General features: G+C 65.0%; 13 protein-coding genes. 11 read left to right on the top strand and 2 right to left on the bottom strand.

Annotated elements, in window-relative coordinates; all coding sequences use genetic code 11:
- The first annotated feature begins 5 nt into the window (after positions 1-5).
- Positions 6-1,091 carry a hypothetical protein gene (locus F455_RS21995; protein ID WP_018973083.1) on the top strand — a complete coding sequence of 362 codons (1,086 nt, stop codon included), beginning with the start codon at positions 6-8 and terminating at the stop codon, positions 1,089-1,091.
- A gap of 24 nt (positions 1,092-1,115) precedes the next feature.
- On the opposite strand, the gene F455_RS21990 is transcribed toward F455_RS21995, so the two are convergent.
- Positions 1,116-2,219, bottom strand: a complete 1,104-nt coding sequence (locus F455_RS21990) for an alkaline phosphatase family protein (RefSeq protein WP_018973082.1) — start codon at positions 2,217-2,219, stop codon at positions 1,116-1,118.
- A 115-nt stretch (positions 2,220-2,334) separates the two neighbouring features.
- On the opposite strand from F455_RS21990, the gene F455_RS0109630 reads away from it, so the two are divergent.
- The 9 genes from F455_RS0109630 to F455_RS0109585 all read left to right on the top strand — a co-directional run bounded on the left by F455_RS0109630 (position 2,335) and on the right by F455_RS0109585 (position 13,727).
- Positions 2,335-3,528 (top strand): BtaA family protein, encoded by a 1,194-nt coding sequence (locus F455_RS0109630; protein WP_026293244.1) that lies wholly within the window; start codon positions 2,335-2,337, stop codon positions 3,526-3,528.
- A gap of 34 nt (positions 3,529-3,562) precedes the next feature.
- On the top strand, positions 3,563-4,261 hold the full coding sequence (locus tag F455_RS0109625) for a class I SAM-dependent methyltransferase (RefSeq protein ID WP_211212294.1): 699 nt from the start codon (positions 3,563-3,565) through the stop codon (positions 4,259-4,261).
- Positions 4,262-4,375: 114 nt separating this feature from the next.
- A complete protein-coding gene (locus tag F455_RS20400) occupies positions 4,376-5,467 on the top strand; it encodes a sensor histidine kinase (protein WP_033409685.1) in 1,092 nt (363 codons plus the stop codon).
- A 1-nt stretch (position 5,468) separates the two neighbouring features.
- Complete coding sequence (locus tag F455_RS0109615) at positions 5,469-6,269, top strand: LytR/AlgR family response regulator transcription factor (RefSeq protein WP_018973078.1); 801 nt, start codon at positions 5,469-5,471, stop codon at positions 6,267-6,269.
- Between the two features lie 851 nt (positions 6,270-7,120).
- Positions 7,121-10,228 (top strand): efflux RND transporter permease subunit, encoded by a 3,108-nt coding sequence (locus tag F455_RS0109605; RefSeq protein ID WP_018973076.1) that lies wholly within the window; start codon positions 7,121-7,123, stop codon positions 10,226-10,228.
- 145 nt (positions 10,229-10,373) lie between these two features.
- Positions 10,374-11,423, top strand: a complete 1,050-nt coding sequence (locus tag F455_RS0109600; protein WP_018973075.1) for an efflux RND transporter periplasmic adaptor subunit — start codon at positions 10,374-10,376, stop codon at positions 11,421-11,423.
- 213 nt (positions 11,424-11,636) lie between these two features.
- On the top strand, positions 11,637-11,990 hold the full coding sequence (locus tag F455_RS0109595) for a hypothetical protein (RefSeq protein WP_018973074.1): 354 nt from the start codon (positions 11,637-11,639) through the stop codon (positions 11,988-11,990).
- 344 nt (positions 11,991-12,334) lie between these two features.
- Positions 12,335-12,625: a MoaD/ThiS family protein gene (locus F455_RS0109590; RefSeq protein WP_026293243.1), complete on the top strand. Its 291-nt coding sequence runs from the start codon at positions 12,335-12,337 to the stop codon at positions 12,623-12,625.
- A 1-nt stretch (position 12,626) separates the two neighbouring features.
- Positions 12,627-13,727, top strand: a complete 1,101-nt coding sequence (locus tag F455_RS0109585; RefSeq protein WP_018973072.1) for a WD40/YVTN/BNR-like repeat-containing protein — start codon at positions 12,627-12,629, stop codon at positions 13,725-13,727.
- A 91-nt stretch (positions 13,728-13,818) separates the two neighbouring features.
- Here F455_RS0109585 and F455_RS0109580 read toward each other — a convergent pair whose 3' ends face one another.
- The gene (locus tag F455_RS0109580; protein ID WP_018973071.1) at positions 13,819-14,922 is read right to left on the bottom strand and encodes an alpha-hydroxy acid oxidase; all 1,104 of its coding nucleotides are present in this window, start codon (positions 14,920-14,922) and stop codon (positions 13,819-13,821) included.
- Positions 14,923-15,168: 246 nt separating this feature from the next.
- On the opposite strand from F455_RS0109580, the gene F455_RS0109575 reads away from it, so the two are divergent.
- Entirely contained in the window at positions 15,169-15,900 is a 732-nt protein-coding gene (locus F455_RS0109575; protein ID WP_083918861.1) for a cyclic nucleotide-binding domain-containing protein, read from the top strand.
- The last annotated feature ends 5 nt before the right edge of the window (positions 15,901-15,905 follow it).

Genomic DNA, 15,905 nt, shown 5'->3' with positions numbered 1-15,905 from the left:
CAAACATGAAACTCTTCTCTCTACTGTGCGCTGGCGCACTCGCCGCAGCCGGCGCGCTCGTTGCGCCAACTGTACACAGCAATCCGTCCACGAGACCTTCCGTCGAGCGCGACGGCAGCCACGACTTCGATTTCGATGTCGGTGTGTGGAAAACGCATATCGTGCGCAGGCTGCATCCGCTCAGCGGTTCGACCGAGTGGATCGAGCTGAATGGCACGGTCACCATACGCAAGGTCTGGGGCGGTCGCGCCCAACTCGAGGAAATCGAAACGGACGGCCCGCTGGGCCATTGGCAGGGCATGTCGCTGTTCCTGTACAACCCGAGCGCGCACCAGTGGAGCCAGACCTTCATCGGCAGCAAGGGCGGCGCGTTCGCCGGCGGCACAATCGGTTCCTTCAGGAACGGCCGCGGCGAGCTGTTTGCGCCGGACACGTTCGACGGCCGCGCGATCCTCGTGCGCGGCGCCTGGTCCGACATCACGCCGAAATCGCATCGTTACGAAGAATCGTATTCGGCCGATGGCGGCAAGACCTGGGAAGTGCAGTTCACCGCGGACAAGACCCGCCTGGCCGATGCCGCGCCCGCGCCGGTGGTCAAAGCCGATCACGACGGCAGCCACGATTTCGACTTCGATTTCGGCAGCTGGAAGACCCATTCCTCGCGCCTCCAGCACCCGCTGAGCGGTACCAAGGACTGGCTCGAAGCGGACGGACTCACCCGGGTAACCCCGGTCTGGAGCGGCAAGGCCAGCCTCGTCGAGTTCAAGATCGTAAGCCCGGAGGGTCCCGACGAGGCGCTCGCGTTGCGCGTCTACAATCCGACGACGAAGCAGTGGAGCATCAACTTCGCCACGTTCAAGGGCGGCATGCTCGGCGACGTGCCCGGCATCGGCGAAGCCCACGACGGGCGCATCGATTTCTATGATCAGCGGCGCGTCAACGGCAAGGCCACGCTGGCGCGACTGTCGATCTGGAGCACCGGCGCCGATGCGGTCCAGTCCGAGCAGGCGTTCTCCGCCGACGGCGGCAAGACCTGGGAAGTGAACGCAACCGATCGCTATACGCGCGCCGACGGCGTGGCGGCGAAGTAAGGCCGTCGCCCTCGCCGCGTTTGCTCAAGGCGTACTATGCAGGTCGATCGGCTTGCCCGCTTCGGGATACGCACGATCGAAATCCAGGCCGAGCGCCTTGGCGATCGTTGCGGCGATCTGGTTCTGGTAAAGCGTAGGACCGCCTTCGAGCTCGCCGCGTCGCGCATCGTCCGGCGCGGCCACGACGAGCCAGATGTTCTTTGCCGCTTCGATTTCCTCGTCGTGCGAACCCCAGAAGTCGGGCGTCTTGCCGCGGCCGTGGTCGGCAGTGACGATCAGCACCGTGTTGTCGCGATACTGCGGCATGGCCTGCAACTGGGTCCACAGCTCTTCGAGGAAATGATCGGCGTGTCGCAGCGACTGCAGCAGCAGTTCGTAGCGGCCGTCATGCGCAACTTCGTCGGTGTCGCCCAGCAGCACGTAGAGCAGGCGTGGCCGTTCGCGCTTGAGATAGTCGAGGGCGAAACGCTCGGTGATGTAGTCGAAGCGCGAACCGTCCCAGGCGACCATTTCATCCTGTGCCGCGCTGAGCGCGCGCAGCGCCGGATCGCCGCTCGCATACGCCGCGAAACCGGCGTTGAGCGTGATCGTGCCGGGTTCCTGCTCGGCGAAAGAATTGGTCAGGTCCCAACTCGAAAACGCGGCGACCGCGGATCGCGGCAGTTGCAGTTCGCGGCGCGCGAATTCGAGCACGGTCGGCACCGGAATGCGTTGCTCCTTGTTGTCGACGATCACCTCGTCGTGCGCGCGGCCGGTAAGTATCTCCGCATACCCCGGATACGAGGTATGGAAGCGATTGGTCACCTCGACATGGCTGCGTTTCGCCGGATCGCCGGCGATCCAGGCGTGCTGTCGCAGCAACGTGCCCCAGAGGAACGGCATGATCCGCGCGCGCCGCTCCTCCGCCGACGGCGCCCAATAGCGCTGGTAGGACGCATTGCCATCGAGCGGCGCGCCGCGCGCCAGGTGCTTCATCACGGCGATGTCGGCACCGCCGAACATCTCCTGCACGCGCACGCCGTCAAGCGTGACGAGGACCACGTTGCGCGGCTTCGCCGCGGACCCGGCCGCGTGACTCCACGCGCAGCACGACAGCAGACAAGACAGCAGCAGCAGACGCAGCGACATGCATTTCCTCCCCGATGGCGGCCGCCGCAGCTTAGCCGATTTCGACACCCGTAACCGCGACGTCATCTTCGCCCATTAGCGTGACGGCTTGGTCTCCACGCCGAGCCGCACGCCGATGTCCAAGCCCAGCCTCATCGACAAACTGGACCACGCGTTGTTCAACGCGATCTATTCGCGCAACCTGGTCTACAACACCTGCTGGGAAGATCCGGCGATCGACCGTCAGGCGCTCGCGCTCGGGCCCGACGACACGATGCTGGTCATCTCCAGCGCGGGCTGCAACGTGCTCGACTACGCCCTGCTCGGACCGAAGCGCATCCATGCGGTCGACGCGAATCCGCGCCAGATCGCGCTGCTCGAATTGAAGATCGCCGCGATCCGCTCGCTCGATTACGCCGACTACTTCGCGATCTTCGGCGAAGGCTGCCACCGCGATTTCAAGAACCTCTACGAGCAGAAGCTGCGCGCGCAGCTTTCACCGTTCGCGCAGCAGTGGTGGGACAAGCACTGGGACTGGTTCGCGGGCAAGCACGGCAGCTTCTACTTCCACGGCTTGTCCGGCATGGTCGCGCGCGGCGTGCGTGCGTATTTCAAGTTGCGTCCCGGGCTCGCCTCGGCGATCAACGCATTGCTCGACGCAAAGTCGCTGCCCGAGCAGCAGAAGATCTACGACGAGCGCGTGTCGCCGCTGCTGTGGAACAAGACGGTCAACTGGATCATCTCGCGTCAGTTCGTGATGAGCCTGCTCGGCGTGCCGTATCCGCAGCGCAAACTGGTCGAGGCGCAGCACGAATTCGGCATCCACGGCTTCATCCGCGGCGCGGTCGAGTACGTGTTCCGCCAACTGCCGCTGTCGGACAACTATTTCTACCGCGTCTACCTCACCGGCCGCTACCGCCGCGACTGCTGCCCCGAGTATCTGAAGGAAGCCGGCTTCAACGCGCTCAAGGCCGGCCTCGTCGACCGCATCGAGCTGCACACGACGACGGTGACGGAGCTGCTCTCGCAGAACGAAACGCCGATCTCGCGCTTCGTCCTGCTCGACCACATGGACTGGATGAGTTCGTACTATCCCGACGCTCTGGTCGAGGAATGGAACGCGATCCTCAATCGCGCCACGCCCGGCGCGCGCATCCTGCTGCGCAGCGCGCAATCGAAGCCCGCCTTCCTCGAAAGCATTCGCGTAGGGCCCGGGCAGAATCGCCTGCGGGAAATTTTCCATTTCGCCGACGACCTCGCCGATTCGCTGCAAAGCGGCGATCGAGTGCACACCTACGCGGGCTTCGTGATCGCCGATGCCAAGGCTTGAGGCGCTGCGTTCCGATTTTGGCGTACTGCGCGCGATGCTGCGCGGCATACCGCAGGGCGGTTCGCATGCGGAAAATCTGCAGGGTTTCTATAGCGCGCAGGCGGATGACTACGACCGCTTCCGCGAACGCCTGTTGCGCGGTCGCGAGCAGCTGATCGCGCGCCTCGTCGCGCAACTGCCGCCGCAGGCGCGCATCGTCGAGCTCGGCGGCGGCACCGGACGCAATCTCGACTTCTTCGGCGAGCGGCTGCACGACGTCGCGAGCTTCGACCTCGTCGACCTCTGCCCCGCCCTGCTCGATCGCGCACGCGCGCGCATCGCGCGCCATCCGCAGGTGCGCATGATCGAAGCCGACGCAACGACCTGGCAACCCGACACTCCGGTGGACTGTGTCTACTTCTCCTATTCGCTGACGATGATCCCCGACTGGCGCGCCGCGCTCGCCAACGCGCTCGCGATGCTCAAGCCCGGCGGCCTGCTCGGCGTGGTGGATTTTTATACTTCCGCGGCGCGTCCGGCCGCGGGCCTCGTGCGCCACAACGCGTTCACGCGCCGATTCTGGCCGCGCTGGTTCGGCCACGATGGCGTGCGCCTCGATCCCGCACATCTCACCTTGCTGTGTGAACTCCTGGCGCAACACCAACTCTCGGAGCATCGCGCCGCGGTGCCGTATCTGCCGTTGGTGCGCGTGCCCTACTACGTTTTCGTCGGCCAACGATTCGGCGCGGAATAACCTCGCTTCGGCGCAAAATTACCTCGGCCCGCCCCGCCGTTTCTTCGCGCGTCACTTCAAACCGGATGCAGATCGGTTCATAGTGTGCGCCCTGCAGACGCGAGCGTGCGCCGAGTGAACGCAACGATCATCGCCAAACCCTTTCCGACACCGGGCAAGCCGTCCTTCTGGCCACTGCAAATCGCGGGCTGGACGGCCTATTTCATCCTCAATGCCACCGCGGTGATCGGCGAAGGCACCGAACCGCGCTACGTCTGGGTCTCGCTGAGCGTCGCGATCGCCGGTTTTGTGGTCACCAGCCTGCTGCGGCTCGGCTACCGCCGCGTGTGGTCGCTGCCGCCGCCGCGCATGGCCGGCCTCGCCGCAGCGCTGCTGGTTGCCGCGACGCTGGTGCAGGCACTCATCTACGTCTGCGTCAAATTCGCCCTGCATTTCTGCGACGACTGCATGTCGCACAATCCGCTCAGCTACATGTGGTATTTCCTGTCGATGTTCTACGTGTTCCTGTCCTGGAGCGGGCTGTACTTCGGCATCAAGTTCGCGCGTCAGCTGACCGAGCAGAAGGAAGCCGCGCTACGCGCACAGAATGCCGCGCACACGGCGCAACTGAAGATGCTGCGCTACCAGCTCAATCCACATTTCCTGTTCAACACGCTTAACGCGATTTCGACGCTCGTGCTCGACGACAAGCGCGACACCGCCTATCGCATGGTCGGCAGCCTGTCGTCGTTCCTGCGTCATTCGCTCGATTCCGACCCCGAGCAGCGCGTGCCGCTCGCGCAGGAAATCGACGCGCTCAACCTCTACCTCGGCATCGAGCAACTGCGCTTCGGCGAGCGCCTCGCCGTCGCGATGGACATCGAGCCGGCAACGCGCACGGCACTGGTGCCGAGCCTGATCCTGCAACCGCTGATCGAAAATGCGATCAAGTATGCCGTGTCCAAACGCGAAGAAGGCGGCCGCATCGAACTCGTGGCACGCCGCGACAACGACATGCTCGACCTGCATCTGCGCGATGACGGCCCGGGCTTCGCCGAGGTCGAGCTCGTGCCGAACGGACATGCGCGTGTCGGCCTCGCCAACTCGCGCGAGCGCCTGCGTGTGCTTTACGGTGAACGCCAGCATTTCGAAATCGGCAACCGCGAGCCGCACGGCGTCGACGCGCATATCCGCCTGCCGTTCGAAATCGCGCAGGGAACCGTCTGAGATGACACCGATCCGCACTCTGATCGTTGACGACGAACCGCTGGCGCGCAGAGGGCTGGAATTGCGCCTGCGTCGCCACGCCGACATCGAGATCGTCGCCGAGGCCGGCAACGGCCGCCAGGCCTTCCACGCCATTTCCACGCTGCGCCCGCAGCTCATGTTCCTCGACGTGCAGATGCCCGGCATCGACGGCTTCGAACTGCTGCGTGCGCTGCCGGCGACGCAGATCCCACTGACTGTGTTCGTCACCGCCTATGACCAATACGCGCTCGCCGCGTTCGCCGCGAGCGCGCTCGACTACCTGCTCAAGCCGGTCGACGACGCGCGCCTCGACGAGTCGATCGAGCGCGCACGCGCGCGCCTCGGCGCGCGCAAGACCGAAGACCACTACGAGCGCCTGCTCAAGCTGATCGCAACCCTGCCGGAAGGCGCGAAGTCGAAGCTCGACGCGCATCTCGCCGACGATGCGGAGCTGCCCGCAACCAGCAAACTCACGGTCAAGGACGGCCACCGCCTGCTGCGCATCGACATCGAAACGATCCGCTGGATCGACGCTGCCGGCGACTACATGTGCATCCACGCCGGCGACGACACTCACGTGCTGCGCGGCACGATGCAGCAACTCGAGCGTCGCCTTGACCCGCGCCGCTTCGCGCGTGTGCACCGCTCGAGCATCGTCAACCTCGCCCGGGTCAGGGAGATGCGCCCGCACCTCAATGGCGAGTATTTCCTCGTGCTCGATTCGGGGCATGAGTTGAAGCTGTCGCGCAGTTATCGCGACAAAGTGAAATTGCTTACCTGAGGTGGGCTTGTTGCTCGTCTTTCCGGCAGGGATTGCCGAAGCCAGACTGCATGGATGCCATGCGGCCCGCTCTTTCAACATCTGATGGCGCATCCATTCGGCTTTCCGCTCGCTTCCCACGAGCGGGTCACTTTCTCTTGCTTGTGCAAGAGAAAGTAACCAAAGAGAACACACCCCGGATGCCGCGCCGCCTGCGGCGGTGCGCGAGGGTCAGGCCGGGGTTCGTTGAACGCACCTCCCTGTGCGTGCAACGAACTCGCGCGCATCGTGCGCGCGACCTTTACAGGCATTTCCGATCTGCCCTCGCCGCGGCAAACGGGGACCCAAGATCGAGCAACAGAGTGCGAGCTTCTCCGCTATCGCTTCTGCGCGCAGGAGCGCGCTGCTCTGGCTTCTCCGGGCCCCATTGCATTGCGGCGGCAGCGGGTGGAAACGCCCGCAGGGGCGGCGCGATGGATCGCGCCGCTTCCGTTGTCTGGACAGGGATGTGCAGTCAACGGAACCCGGCCGCTGACGCGAACCCGGCGCGCAGGATGCGCGTCGGGCGCAATGCTCTGGGGCGTGTCTCTTTGCTTACTTTCTCTGCACGAGCAGAGAAAGTAAGACGCTCGCCCGCAGGGCGAGTGGAAGCCTTTGCCCCTGAAACCAAACAAACAAGAACTGGATTCCCGCCTGCTCAGGAATAACGACTAAGAGCAGAGCCAGTGCGACGAGTCGGCGAGCACAAGCAGACAACGCCTCACCGCAAGCGAGCAACGCTTCGTCGCAGACGATGCAACCTTCATGACGATTGCCACATCTCATTCCCCGAGGCGCGCGCCATGCTCGCCAGGCACGAAAGGGAGCGGCCCATGAAGATCATCGAAGCCTCGCTGAAGAATCCGATTGCGGTCGGCATGGCGGTGCTGTTGATTGCCCTGCTTGGCCTGCTGAGCCTGCGCGAACTGCCGCTACAGCTATTCCCCGACATCGACCGGCCGCAGATTTCGATCCAGACGAACTGGCGCGCGGCGTCGCCCGAGGAAGTCGAGGCCGAACTGCTCGAGCCGCAGGAACAGGTGCTGCAGGGCCTGCCTGGCCTCGAGGAACTCGACGGCAACGCCGCCGCGGGCGGCAGCAACATCAACCTGACCTTCGCTATCGGCACGGACATGAAGAACGCGCTGGTCGAGGTGATCGGGCGGATCAACCGCGTGCGCTCGATTCCGAAAGATGCCGACCGCCCGGTCGTGCAGATGGGCGGCAACAACGGCGGCGCGAACAATACATTGAGCTGGTTCTTCGTGCAGTTGCTGCCGGGCACGCTGGGACCGATGGAACAGTACCGCCACTTCATCGAGAACACGGTCAAGCCGCGTATCGAGGCGGTGCCCGGCGTCGCCCAGGTGATCGTCAACGCGGGACCGCCGGACGAGGTGCGCATCACCGTGGACATGGCCAAGGCGGCGAGCCTCGGCGTGTCGATACCCGACATCGCCGCGCGCGCAGCCGCCGCGGCGGACGTCTCCGGCGGCCAGGTCGACGTCGGCCGCCAGCAGTACCAGTTGCGCTATACCGGGCGCTACAAGCCGGAGCAGCTCGGCGCGCTCGTGCTGTCGACGCGCGCGGACAAGACCGTGCATCTGAGCGACGTCGCCACGATCGAGGTGCGCCCGCCGCGGCGCCAGTTCTACGCCTACCAGAACGGCAATCCGGCGATCGGACTGCAGGTCGACAAGGTCAGCGGCGCCAACGTGCTGCAGACGCTGACCGAAGTGAAGAAGGTCGTCGCCGAGCTGCGCGAAGGCGCGCTCAAGGACAAGGGCCTCGGCATCGAGCAGTCGTTCGACTCCTCACTGTTCATCAACCGCGCGGTGCACCTGCTCAGCGAGAACCTCATCGTCGGCGCGCTGCTTTCGCTGTTCTGCGTGTGGTGGTTCATGCGCGACATCCGCGCAACCGTCTTGATCGCGGCGACGATCCCGATCTGCCTGCTCGCGACGTTCACCGCACTGCATCTGAGCGGGCACAGCCTCAACGTGATCTCGCTCGCCGGGCTCGCGTTCGCGGTCGGCATGGTGGTCGAAGGCGCAATCGTCGTCTCCGGCAACATCCTGCGTCTGAAGGAGGCCGGCATCACGCCGCACGAAGCCGCGCTCACCGGCACACGCCAGGTGGTCGGCGCACTCATCGCCTCGACGATCACGACGGTCGCGGTGTTCCTGCCGGTCGTGTTCCTGCGCGACGTCGAGGGTCAGATCTTCTCCGACCTCGCGCTGACGATCTCCATTGCCGTTGCGATCTCGGTCATCGTGGCGATCACCGCGCTGCCCGCGGCGGCGGGTTGGCTCAAGGCGAAGAAGCTCAAATCCGGCTACGGCGACGGCTGGCCGTGGCTGACCGACAAGATCATGGCCTGGACCGACACGCGGCCCAAGCAGATCGGCTGGGTGTTCGCTCTGCTCGTGCTGCCGCTCGCGGCGACGTTCGCGTTCATGCCGCGCCTCGACTATCTGCCGCCGGTCAAGCGCGCGGCGATCGACACGTTCTTCAATTTCCCGCCCGGCATGCCGCCCGAGGTGATCGACCGCGAGATCGTGCCGACCATCCTCGCGCGCATGAAGCCGTACATGGACGGCACGAAACAGCCGCAACTGAAAAACTGGTACGTGCTGCTCTTCCCCGGCGGCGGCACGATCGGCGCGCGCGTGGTCGACGAGAACCGGATCGGCGACCTCGAGCGCATCGTGCGCGACGAGATCACGGTCGGCTTCCCCGACACACGCGCGTTCACCCAGGAAGGCGATCTGTTCGGCGGCTTCGGCGGGTCGGCACGCGCAGTGTCGATCCATCTGCAGGGCGACGATCCGGCCAAGCTGTACAAGGTCGCCGAGACCGGCCGCCAGCTGCTCGAAGCGAAATTCAAGGGTGCCAACGTGCAGGCGTTCCCGCCGACCGATGCAGCGCAACTCGAACTGCGCGCGGCGCCCGACGACCGCCGCATCGCCGAGGCCGGCTGGGACCGCGCCACGCTCGGCGACATCGTGCGCACGCTCGGCGACGGCGCCTGGCTCGGCGAATACTTCGACGGCGAGCAGCGCGTGCCGGTGATCCTGCGGGCGAGCGCCGGGCAGACGCCCGAAGAGCTCGCGCAGACGCCCGTCGTCGCGCCGAACGGCAAAGTGATGACAGTCGGCGAGATGGTGCATCTCGACACCGCGCTCGGCCCCTCGCAGATCCGCCGCCTCGACCATCGGCGCACGGTGACGCTGACGATGGACCCGCCGGCGACGCTCGCGCTCGAAGATGCGCTCGCGACGATCGACAAAGAGGTGCTGCCGACGCTGCGCAAGCAACTGCCGGACGGCACGATCCGCCTCGCCGGCAGCGCCGACCGCCTCGAGCGCATCGTCGGCACGATCGGCAAGAACTTCCTGCTTGCGCTGTTTGTGCTCGGCCTGCTCATGGCGGCGATGTTCAAGTCGCTGCGTCATGCGGTCATCGTCGTGCTCACCGTACCGCTCGCGCTGATCGGCGGCATGCTCGGCCTGCGCGTGCTCGGCCTGTTCGCGTTCCAGCCGCTCGACCTGCTGTCGATGATCGGCTTCATCATGATGGTCGGCGTCGTCGTCAACCATGCCATCCTGCTCGTCGACCTGACTCGCCACGCGCAGGCCAACGGCGCGAACCTGTCCGACGCGATCCGCATGTCGCTTAACCAGCGCCTGCGCGCGATCCTCGCCTCGACCCTGACCGGCGCGCTCGGCGCGCTGCCGATGGCGGTCAATCCTGGCCCCGGCAGCGTGATCTACCGCGGCCTCGCCGCGGTCAACGTCGGCGGCGTCGTGGTCAGTTTGATCTTCTCGCTGCTACTGCTGCCGAGCCTGATGCAGCTGTTCTTCGCCGGCGAACGCAAGCGCGTCGCGCTCGCGCCGCCGCGCGGCAAACGGCCACGGTTAGTCGATGCGGAGGCTGCTTGAAAAATGTTTCTTAACGCGGATAAGAGCGGATCAAATCCGACAAAAGCGGATGAAGACGAAAAAAATGCTTTCATCTTATCTGCGTCAATCCGCCTTTATCCGCTCTTATCCGCGTTAAAAAGAGACTTTCGTCTCAGGTGAACCCATGAACCGGAAATTCGAAACTTTTGCACTTTCTATACTTTGCGGCATCGCGCAAGCGCAAACCGCAAGCACGCCGCCCGCGATCGTCGAAGTCGGCCAGGCCACTGCGTCGAAGCTCGCGCCGCTGCGCTGGGTGCCCGGCAGCGTGGTCAGCCGCGACGACGCCAAGATCGCGAGCGCCGAGGCCGGGCGACTTGATTTCGTCGCCGAAGTCGGCACGCGGGTCAAGGCCGGCGAGCGCCTGGCCAAGCTCGACGACCAGGCGCTGCGCCTGCGCCGCGAGGAACTACTCGCCGAGCTGCGCCGCACCGAGGCCAAGCAGGCGCTGTCGAAGACCCAGCTCGATCGCCTGAGCAAGCTCGAGGCGAGCAGCGCGATCGCGCGCTCGCAGCTCGACGAGGCGCGCGCGAACTTGGAAACCGACGGCCAGACCGCCGCACGTGCACGCGCCCAACTGCGCCAAGTCGAGTACGACATCGCCCAGGCCGACGTGCGCGCGCCGTTCTCGGGCATCGTCACCGAGCGTTTCGCCCAGCGCGGCGAATACCTGCAGATCGGCGCGAACATCGTCCACTTCGTCGACACCGAACACATCGAGGCGCGCGTGCAGGCGCCGCTCGCGCTCGCCGACAAGATCCGCCCCGGCATGCAGGTCGGCATGCGCAAAGGTCCCGCCGAGCAGGACGCGATCGTGCGTGCGGTCGTGCCGGTCGGCGACGAGCGCGCGCGCCAGTTCGAACTGCGCGTCGGTGTCGATCCCGCGTTCGCCCTTGTCGGCAGTGCGGTCGAAGTCGCCCTGCCGGAGACCGCCGAAGCCGCGAACGCAGCGCTGACCGTGCCGCGCGACGCGCTCGTGCGGCGCACGGACCGCACCTACGTCATGCGCGTATCGGGCGACAACAAGGCCGAGCAGGTCGTCGTCACCCTGGGCACGAGCAGCGGCGAGCTGGTCGAGGTGCGCGGCGCGCTCAACGTCGGCGATCGTCTCGTCGTGCGCGGCGCCGAGCGCCTGAGCGCCGGCCAGAGCGTGGCCGTGCGCTCGGGAAGCTGAGCACCCGCGGCGTCTCGTATGGCTGCGCGCGCATTTTTCCATTCGGCAACAAGGCTGTAATCACGCGCCGAATCCCGCACTGACAGGTCGAAAACGGAAGACTTCGGCAGTTTCAGTGCAAACGCCACGGCTCAAGCGAGCCGATGCGGGCGTGAGGAAGTCGCATCCGCGCTTGAGCAGGTTTCTGCCCACCCATCCCTTCGAGGCCATGTCATGAAAACCCATCTACTCATCGCAATCGCCCTTTCCACTGCAGCCGGCTTCGCCCAAGCCGATCCGCAATCATCCCTTCCGTCGGTCGCAGTGCATTCGGAACGTTCGTCCGCCGGGGCTCCGCGCAATGGCTACACGCTCGACTGCACCCCGCCGAATTCCGCCATCGAGTGCGCGGCCTTCCACAGGGAAATCCGCCGAAATTTCACGATGGGCGAAATCCGCATGCTCTTCGGCGCCGCGACGACCTCCCTTCTGTACAACAGCATTTCGTACGATAACGTCACGCGCCGCTACGACGACTTCGCACGCACCTACGACGAGCAGCACCTGACCGCATTCGCGTCGAAATGACGGGCTCACCCGCTCCCCGTCCGCCCTGAGCTCGCCCCGCATGCGCGCGGGGCGAATCTTCACTGAGGGGGTTTTCGCGTACGTACCACGCTGTGCGCGGGAACGCCGCCTCCAGAAAGGTTTGTGGCACATCCAACGCCAGTCGGTAGAGCCGGTCTGGTTCTTGTGCAAAGAACAGGCAACCCTGAAGTCACACGCTCTTGGGCTCGTGAAGACGCGGATCCACTCTGGAACCTGATCCGACCGACGCGCAATTCCAGCAACTTCGAGATTCGCGCTCAGCCGCGCGCTGCGTTAGGCTTGCGCCCGCACGCGGCTCACGACGGCCGCAGACCGGAGATGCCATGCCCAGGGTGGTGCTCGCCTCGGCACTGACGCGCTGGCTCGATCCCGCGGCCGCGGGACCCGGCGAGATCGCTCTCGACGCAGCCGGCGACACGCTCGCCGCGGCGCTCGATGCGGTGTTTTCTCACCATCCGAAACTGCGCGGCTACGTGCTCGACGAACACGGCGGCGTGCGCCACCATGTCGCGATCTTCATCGACGGCACGGCGATCGCCGACAAGCATCGGCTCGACATCCCCGTTGCAAAAAGTACAGAAATATACATCTTGCAGGCACTTTCGGGAGGCTGACATGAGCCAACAACTGCTCGCATCCACGCGCAAGGGCCTGTTCACGCTCACGCGCAACGGACATGATTGGCGCATCGAACGCCATGCGTTCCTCGGCGACAACGTTACCCTCGCCCATGTCGATGCGCGCGACGGCAGCTGGTATGCCGCGCTAAATCTCGGCCATTTCGGCGCGAAGCTGCAGCGCTCGGACGATGCGGGCAAGACCTGGACCGAAGTCGCCGTCCCGGCCTATGCGTCCGACGACGTGATCGCGTCCGCTGACGGCAAGCCGCCGAAACCGGCGACGCTGATGCAATTGTGGTCATTCGCCAGCGGCGGCGCGAACGAACCCGGCAGGATCTGGGCCGGCACGATTCCGGGCGGCCTGTTCCGCTCGAACGATCGCGGCGAACACTGGGAACTGCAGCGCGGGCTCTGGGATCGCCCCGAGCGCATGCAGTGGTTCGGCGGCGGCTACGACGCGCCCGGCATCCACTCGATCTGCGTCGACCCGCGCGACGCGCGCACGCTGCGCATCGCCATCTCGAGCGGCGGCGTCTGGGAGAGCCGCGATTCCGGCGCGAGCTGGAACGTGACGGCGACAGGCATGTTCGCCACCTACATGCCGCCCGAGCGGCGCGAGGATCCGCTGATCCAGGACGTGCATCAGATGGTGCAATGCGCGGCCGCCCCGGATCATCTTTGGGTGCAACACCATAACGGCGTATTCCGCAGCGTCGACGGCGCACGCAGCTGGAGCGAGGTCGCCAATGTGCAGCCGTCAGTGTTCGGTTTCGCCGTCGCCGTGCATCCGAAAGATCCGGCGACCGCGTGGTTCGTGCCCGCAATCAAGGACGAGCGCCGCGTGCCGGTCGACGGCCGCCTCGTCGTTGCGCGCACGCGCGACGGCGGCGCGAGCTTCGAAGTCTGCCGCAACGGTCTGCCGCAGCAGGACGCCTACGATCTCGTCTATCGCCACGGCCTCGCCATCGACGCGAACGGCGAACATCTCGCCTTCGGTTCGACCACGGGCAATCTGTGGACCAGCGCGGACCAGGGCGACAACTGGCAGGCCCTGCCGGCGCATCTGCCGCCGATCCATGCGTTGACGTTCGCGTGAACGATGCCACGCCTTCGACCGGCGTGGCGAAGTGTCACTTTCCGGGAATTGAAGCGACGAAGCGTCCTGCGCCGAAGGAAATCCAACGGGCTCATCGAAAACGCAGGTTCGCGCGCGACAGTTGCTGCACCGACGAGCATCCCATCAATCGCATGTCGCGTTCGATTTCGATGCGCATCAGCTCGAGCGCGCGTTCGACTCCGGCTTGGCCCGCAGCGGCGAGGGGAAATAGGTAATAACGTCCGAGGCCCACGGCCTTGGCTCCGAGCGAGAGCGCTTTGAGCACATGCGTGCCACGCTGCACGCCGCCATCCATGAGCACGTCGATGCGATCACCGACCGCATCGACGATTTCGGCCAGCTGATCGAACGCCGTGCGCGAGCCGTCGAGCTGACGGCCGCCGTGATTCGACAGCACGATGCCGGTACAACCGATATCGGCCGCGCGCTTGGCATCGGCCACCGACATGATGCCCTTGAGGCAGAACTGGCCGGACCATTGTTCGACCATTTGTGCCACGTCATCCCAGTTCATCGAGGGATCGAGCATCTCGCTGAAATACTTGCTGATCGACATGGTGCCGCCGCCCATGTCGACATGCTCATCGAGTTGCGGCAGCCTGAAGGGCTCGTGAGTGAGATAGTTGAGTCCCCACGCCGGCTTCATCGCAAACTGCAGCATGCCGGCGAGAGTCAGCTTGAATGGAATCGAGAAACCGGTGCGCTTGTCGCGTTCGCGGTTGCCGCCGGTGATGCTGTCGACGGTCAGCATCATCACCTCAACGCCCGCGGTCTTGGCGCGCTCCATCATCGCGCGATTGAGGCTGCGATCCTTGTGGAAATAGAATTGGTAGATCTGCGGCGCGCTGCTCAGCTTGCGCACCTCTTCCAGGCTCACCGTGCCGAGCGAGGAGACGCCGAACATCGTGGCGTATTTGTCCGATGCGGCAGCGACGGCGCGCTCGCCTTGATGGTGGAACAGACGTTGCAATGCGGTCGGCGAACAGTACACGGGCAACGCGAGTTTCTGCCCCATCACCGTGACCGACAGATCGACGTTCTCCACGCCACGCAGAACATTCGGCACCAGATCGCAGCGCTCGAAACTGGCCGTATTGCGCCGGTAAGTCACCTCGTCGTCAGCCGCACCGTCGATGTAGTTGAAGATCGGGCCGGGCAGTTTGCGGCGCGCCATGCGGCGAAAGTCGTGGAAGTTGTGGCAATCGCTGGGCTGCATAGTGGCCGGCTTGACTAGGTTGGTCCGAAACGTGAGTTTAAGCGGCAAAGGGCAAGGCGTGCGCAGGGACTGCAAAGCCCGATTGGTGGGCTCGGCTGTTACACACTGTTACATGTTGTCGTACTTAAGACATTGGCCAGTTTCCGGTTGGCAATACTTTTCCCTGCAACAGCCTTTTTGCGTTGCCCCATACCGGAGTCAGTCATGAGCCCTGTCGCAGAAATCTCGATACTCCCCACGAAAGCGCGGCGTGCGACATTGACGGCGGCGCAAGCGGTTGCGGCGCCGATCGATATCGAGGTGCTAAGCAAGTACGTGAACGTTGTCCAGCGCAAGCTCACGGCGGGGCAGTATCTGTATCGCGCCGGGCAGCCGTTCAACGCGCTCTATCTGGTCAATGTCGGTTTTCTCAAGACCTGCCTGGTCGCCGAAGACGGCCGCGAGCAGGTCACCGGATTTCGCATGCGCGGCGACCTTGTCGGCATCGAATCGATCGGCGCGGCGACCCACGAATGCGACGTCGTCGCGCTCGAAACGAGCGGCGTGTGGGAGCTGCCCTACCCGGCGATACTTCGCGCCTGCGCGCAGATGCCCGAACTGCAGGAGCGCCTCACCTGGGCCCTGGCCGCGGAGATCCGCAGCGACCGGTCGTGGAAGCTCGCGCTGAACTCGCTCAGCGCGGAACAACGCGTTGCCGCGTTTCTTCTCGACTTGGCCTCGCGCCACGAAGCGCTCGGCTTCAGTCCGCGCCATTTCGTGCTGCGCATGGGCCGCGCCGATATCGGCAGCTTCCTCGCGCTCAAGCACGAGACGGTCACACGTGCGTTGACGCGACTGGCTGGCCAAGGCTGCATCGACGTGCAATGGCGCGAGATCCGTATCCTCGATATGGCGGCGCTGGACGGCGTCATCCATTGCGAGGACAAAGCAGCGTAAAGTTC

Source organism: Rudaea cellulosilytica DSM 22992, from assembly GCF_000378125.1.
In the GTDB taxonomy this organism is placed as follows: domain Bacteria; phylum Pseudomonadota; class Gammaproteobacteria; order Xanthomonadales; family Rhodanobacteraceae; genus Rudaea; species Rudaea cellulosilytica.
The sequence above is the reverse complement of the archived record's forward strand: the minus strand, read 5'-3'. Positions and strand labels throughout refer to the sequence as shown.

Coding starts and splice junctions, on each gene's coding strand:
- F455_RS21995 (WP_018973083.1), top strand. CDS start 6: ATGAAACTCTTCTCTCTACTGTGCGCTGGCGCACTCGCCGCAGCCGGC.
- F455_RS21990 (WP_018973082.1), bottom strand. CDS start 2,219: ATGTCGCTGCGTCTGCTGCTGCTGTCTTGTCTGCTGTCGTGCTGCGCG.
- F455_RS0109630 (WP_026293244.1), top strand. CDS start 2,335: ATGTCCAAGCCCAGCCTCATCGACAAACTGGACCACGCGTTGTTCAAC.
- F455_RS0109625 (WP_211212294.1), top strand. CDS start 3,563: ATGCTGCGCGGCATACCGCAGGGCGGTTCGCATGCGGAAAATCTGCAG.
- F455_RS0109615 (WP_018973078.1), top strand. CDS start 5,469: ATGACACCGATCCGCACTCTGATCGTTGACGACGAACCGCTGGCGCGC.
- F455_RS0109605 (WP_018973076.1), top strand. CDS start 7,121: ATGAAGATCATCGAAGCCTCGCTGAAGAATCCGATTGCGGTCGGCATG.
- F455_RS0109600 (WP_018973075.1), top strand. CDS start 10,374: ATGAACCGGAAATTCGAAACTTTTGCACTTTCTATACTTTGCGGCATC.
- F455_RS0109595 (WP_018973074.1), top strand. CDS start 11,637: ATGAAAACCCATCTACTCATCGCAATCGCCCTTTCCACTGCAGCCGGC.
- F455_RS0109590 (WP_026293243.1), top strand. CDS start 12,335: ATGCCCAGGGTGGTGCTCGCCTCGGCACTGACGCGCTGGCTCGATCCC.
- F455_RS0109585 (WP_018973072.1), top strand. CDS start 12,627: ATGAGCCAACAACTGCTCGCATCCACGCGCAAGGGCCTGTTCACGCTC.
- F455_RS0109580 (WP_018973071.1), bottom strand. CDS start 14,922: ATGGCGCGCCGCAAACTGCCCGGCCCGATCTTCAACTACATCGACGGT.
- F455_RS0109575 (WP_083918861.1), top strand. CDS start 15,169: ATGAGCCCTGTCGCAGAAATCTCGATACTCCCCACGAAAGCGCGGCGT.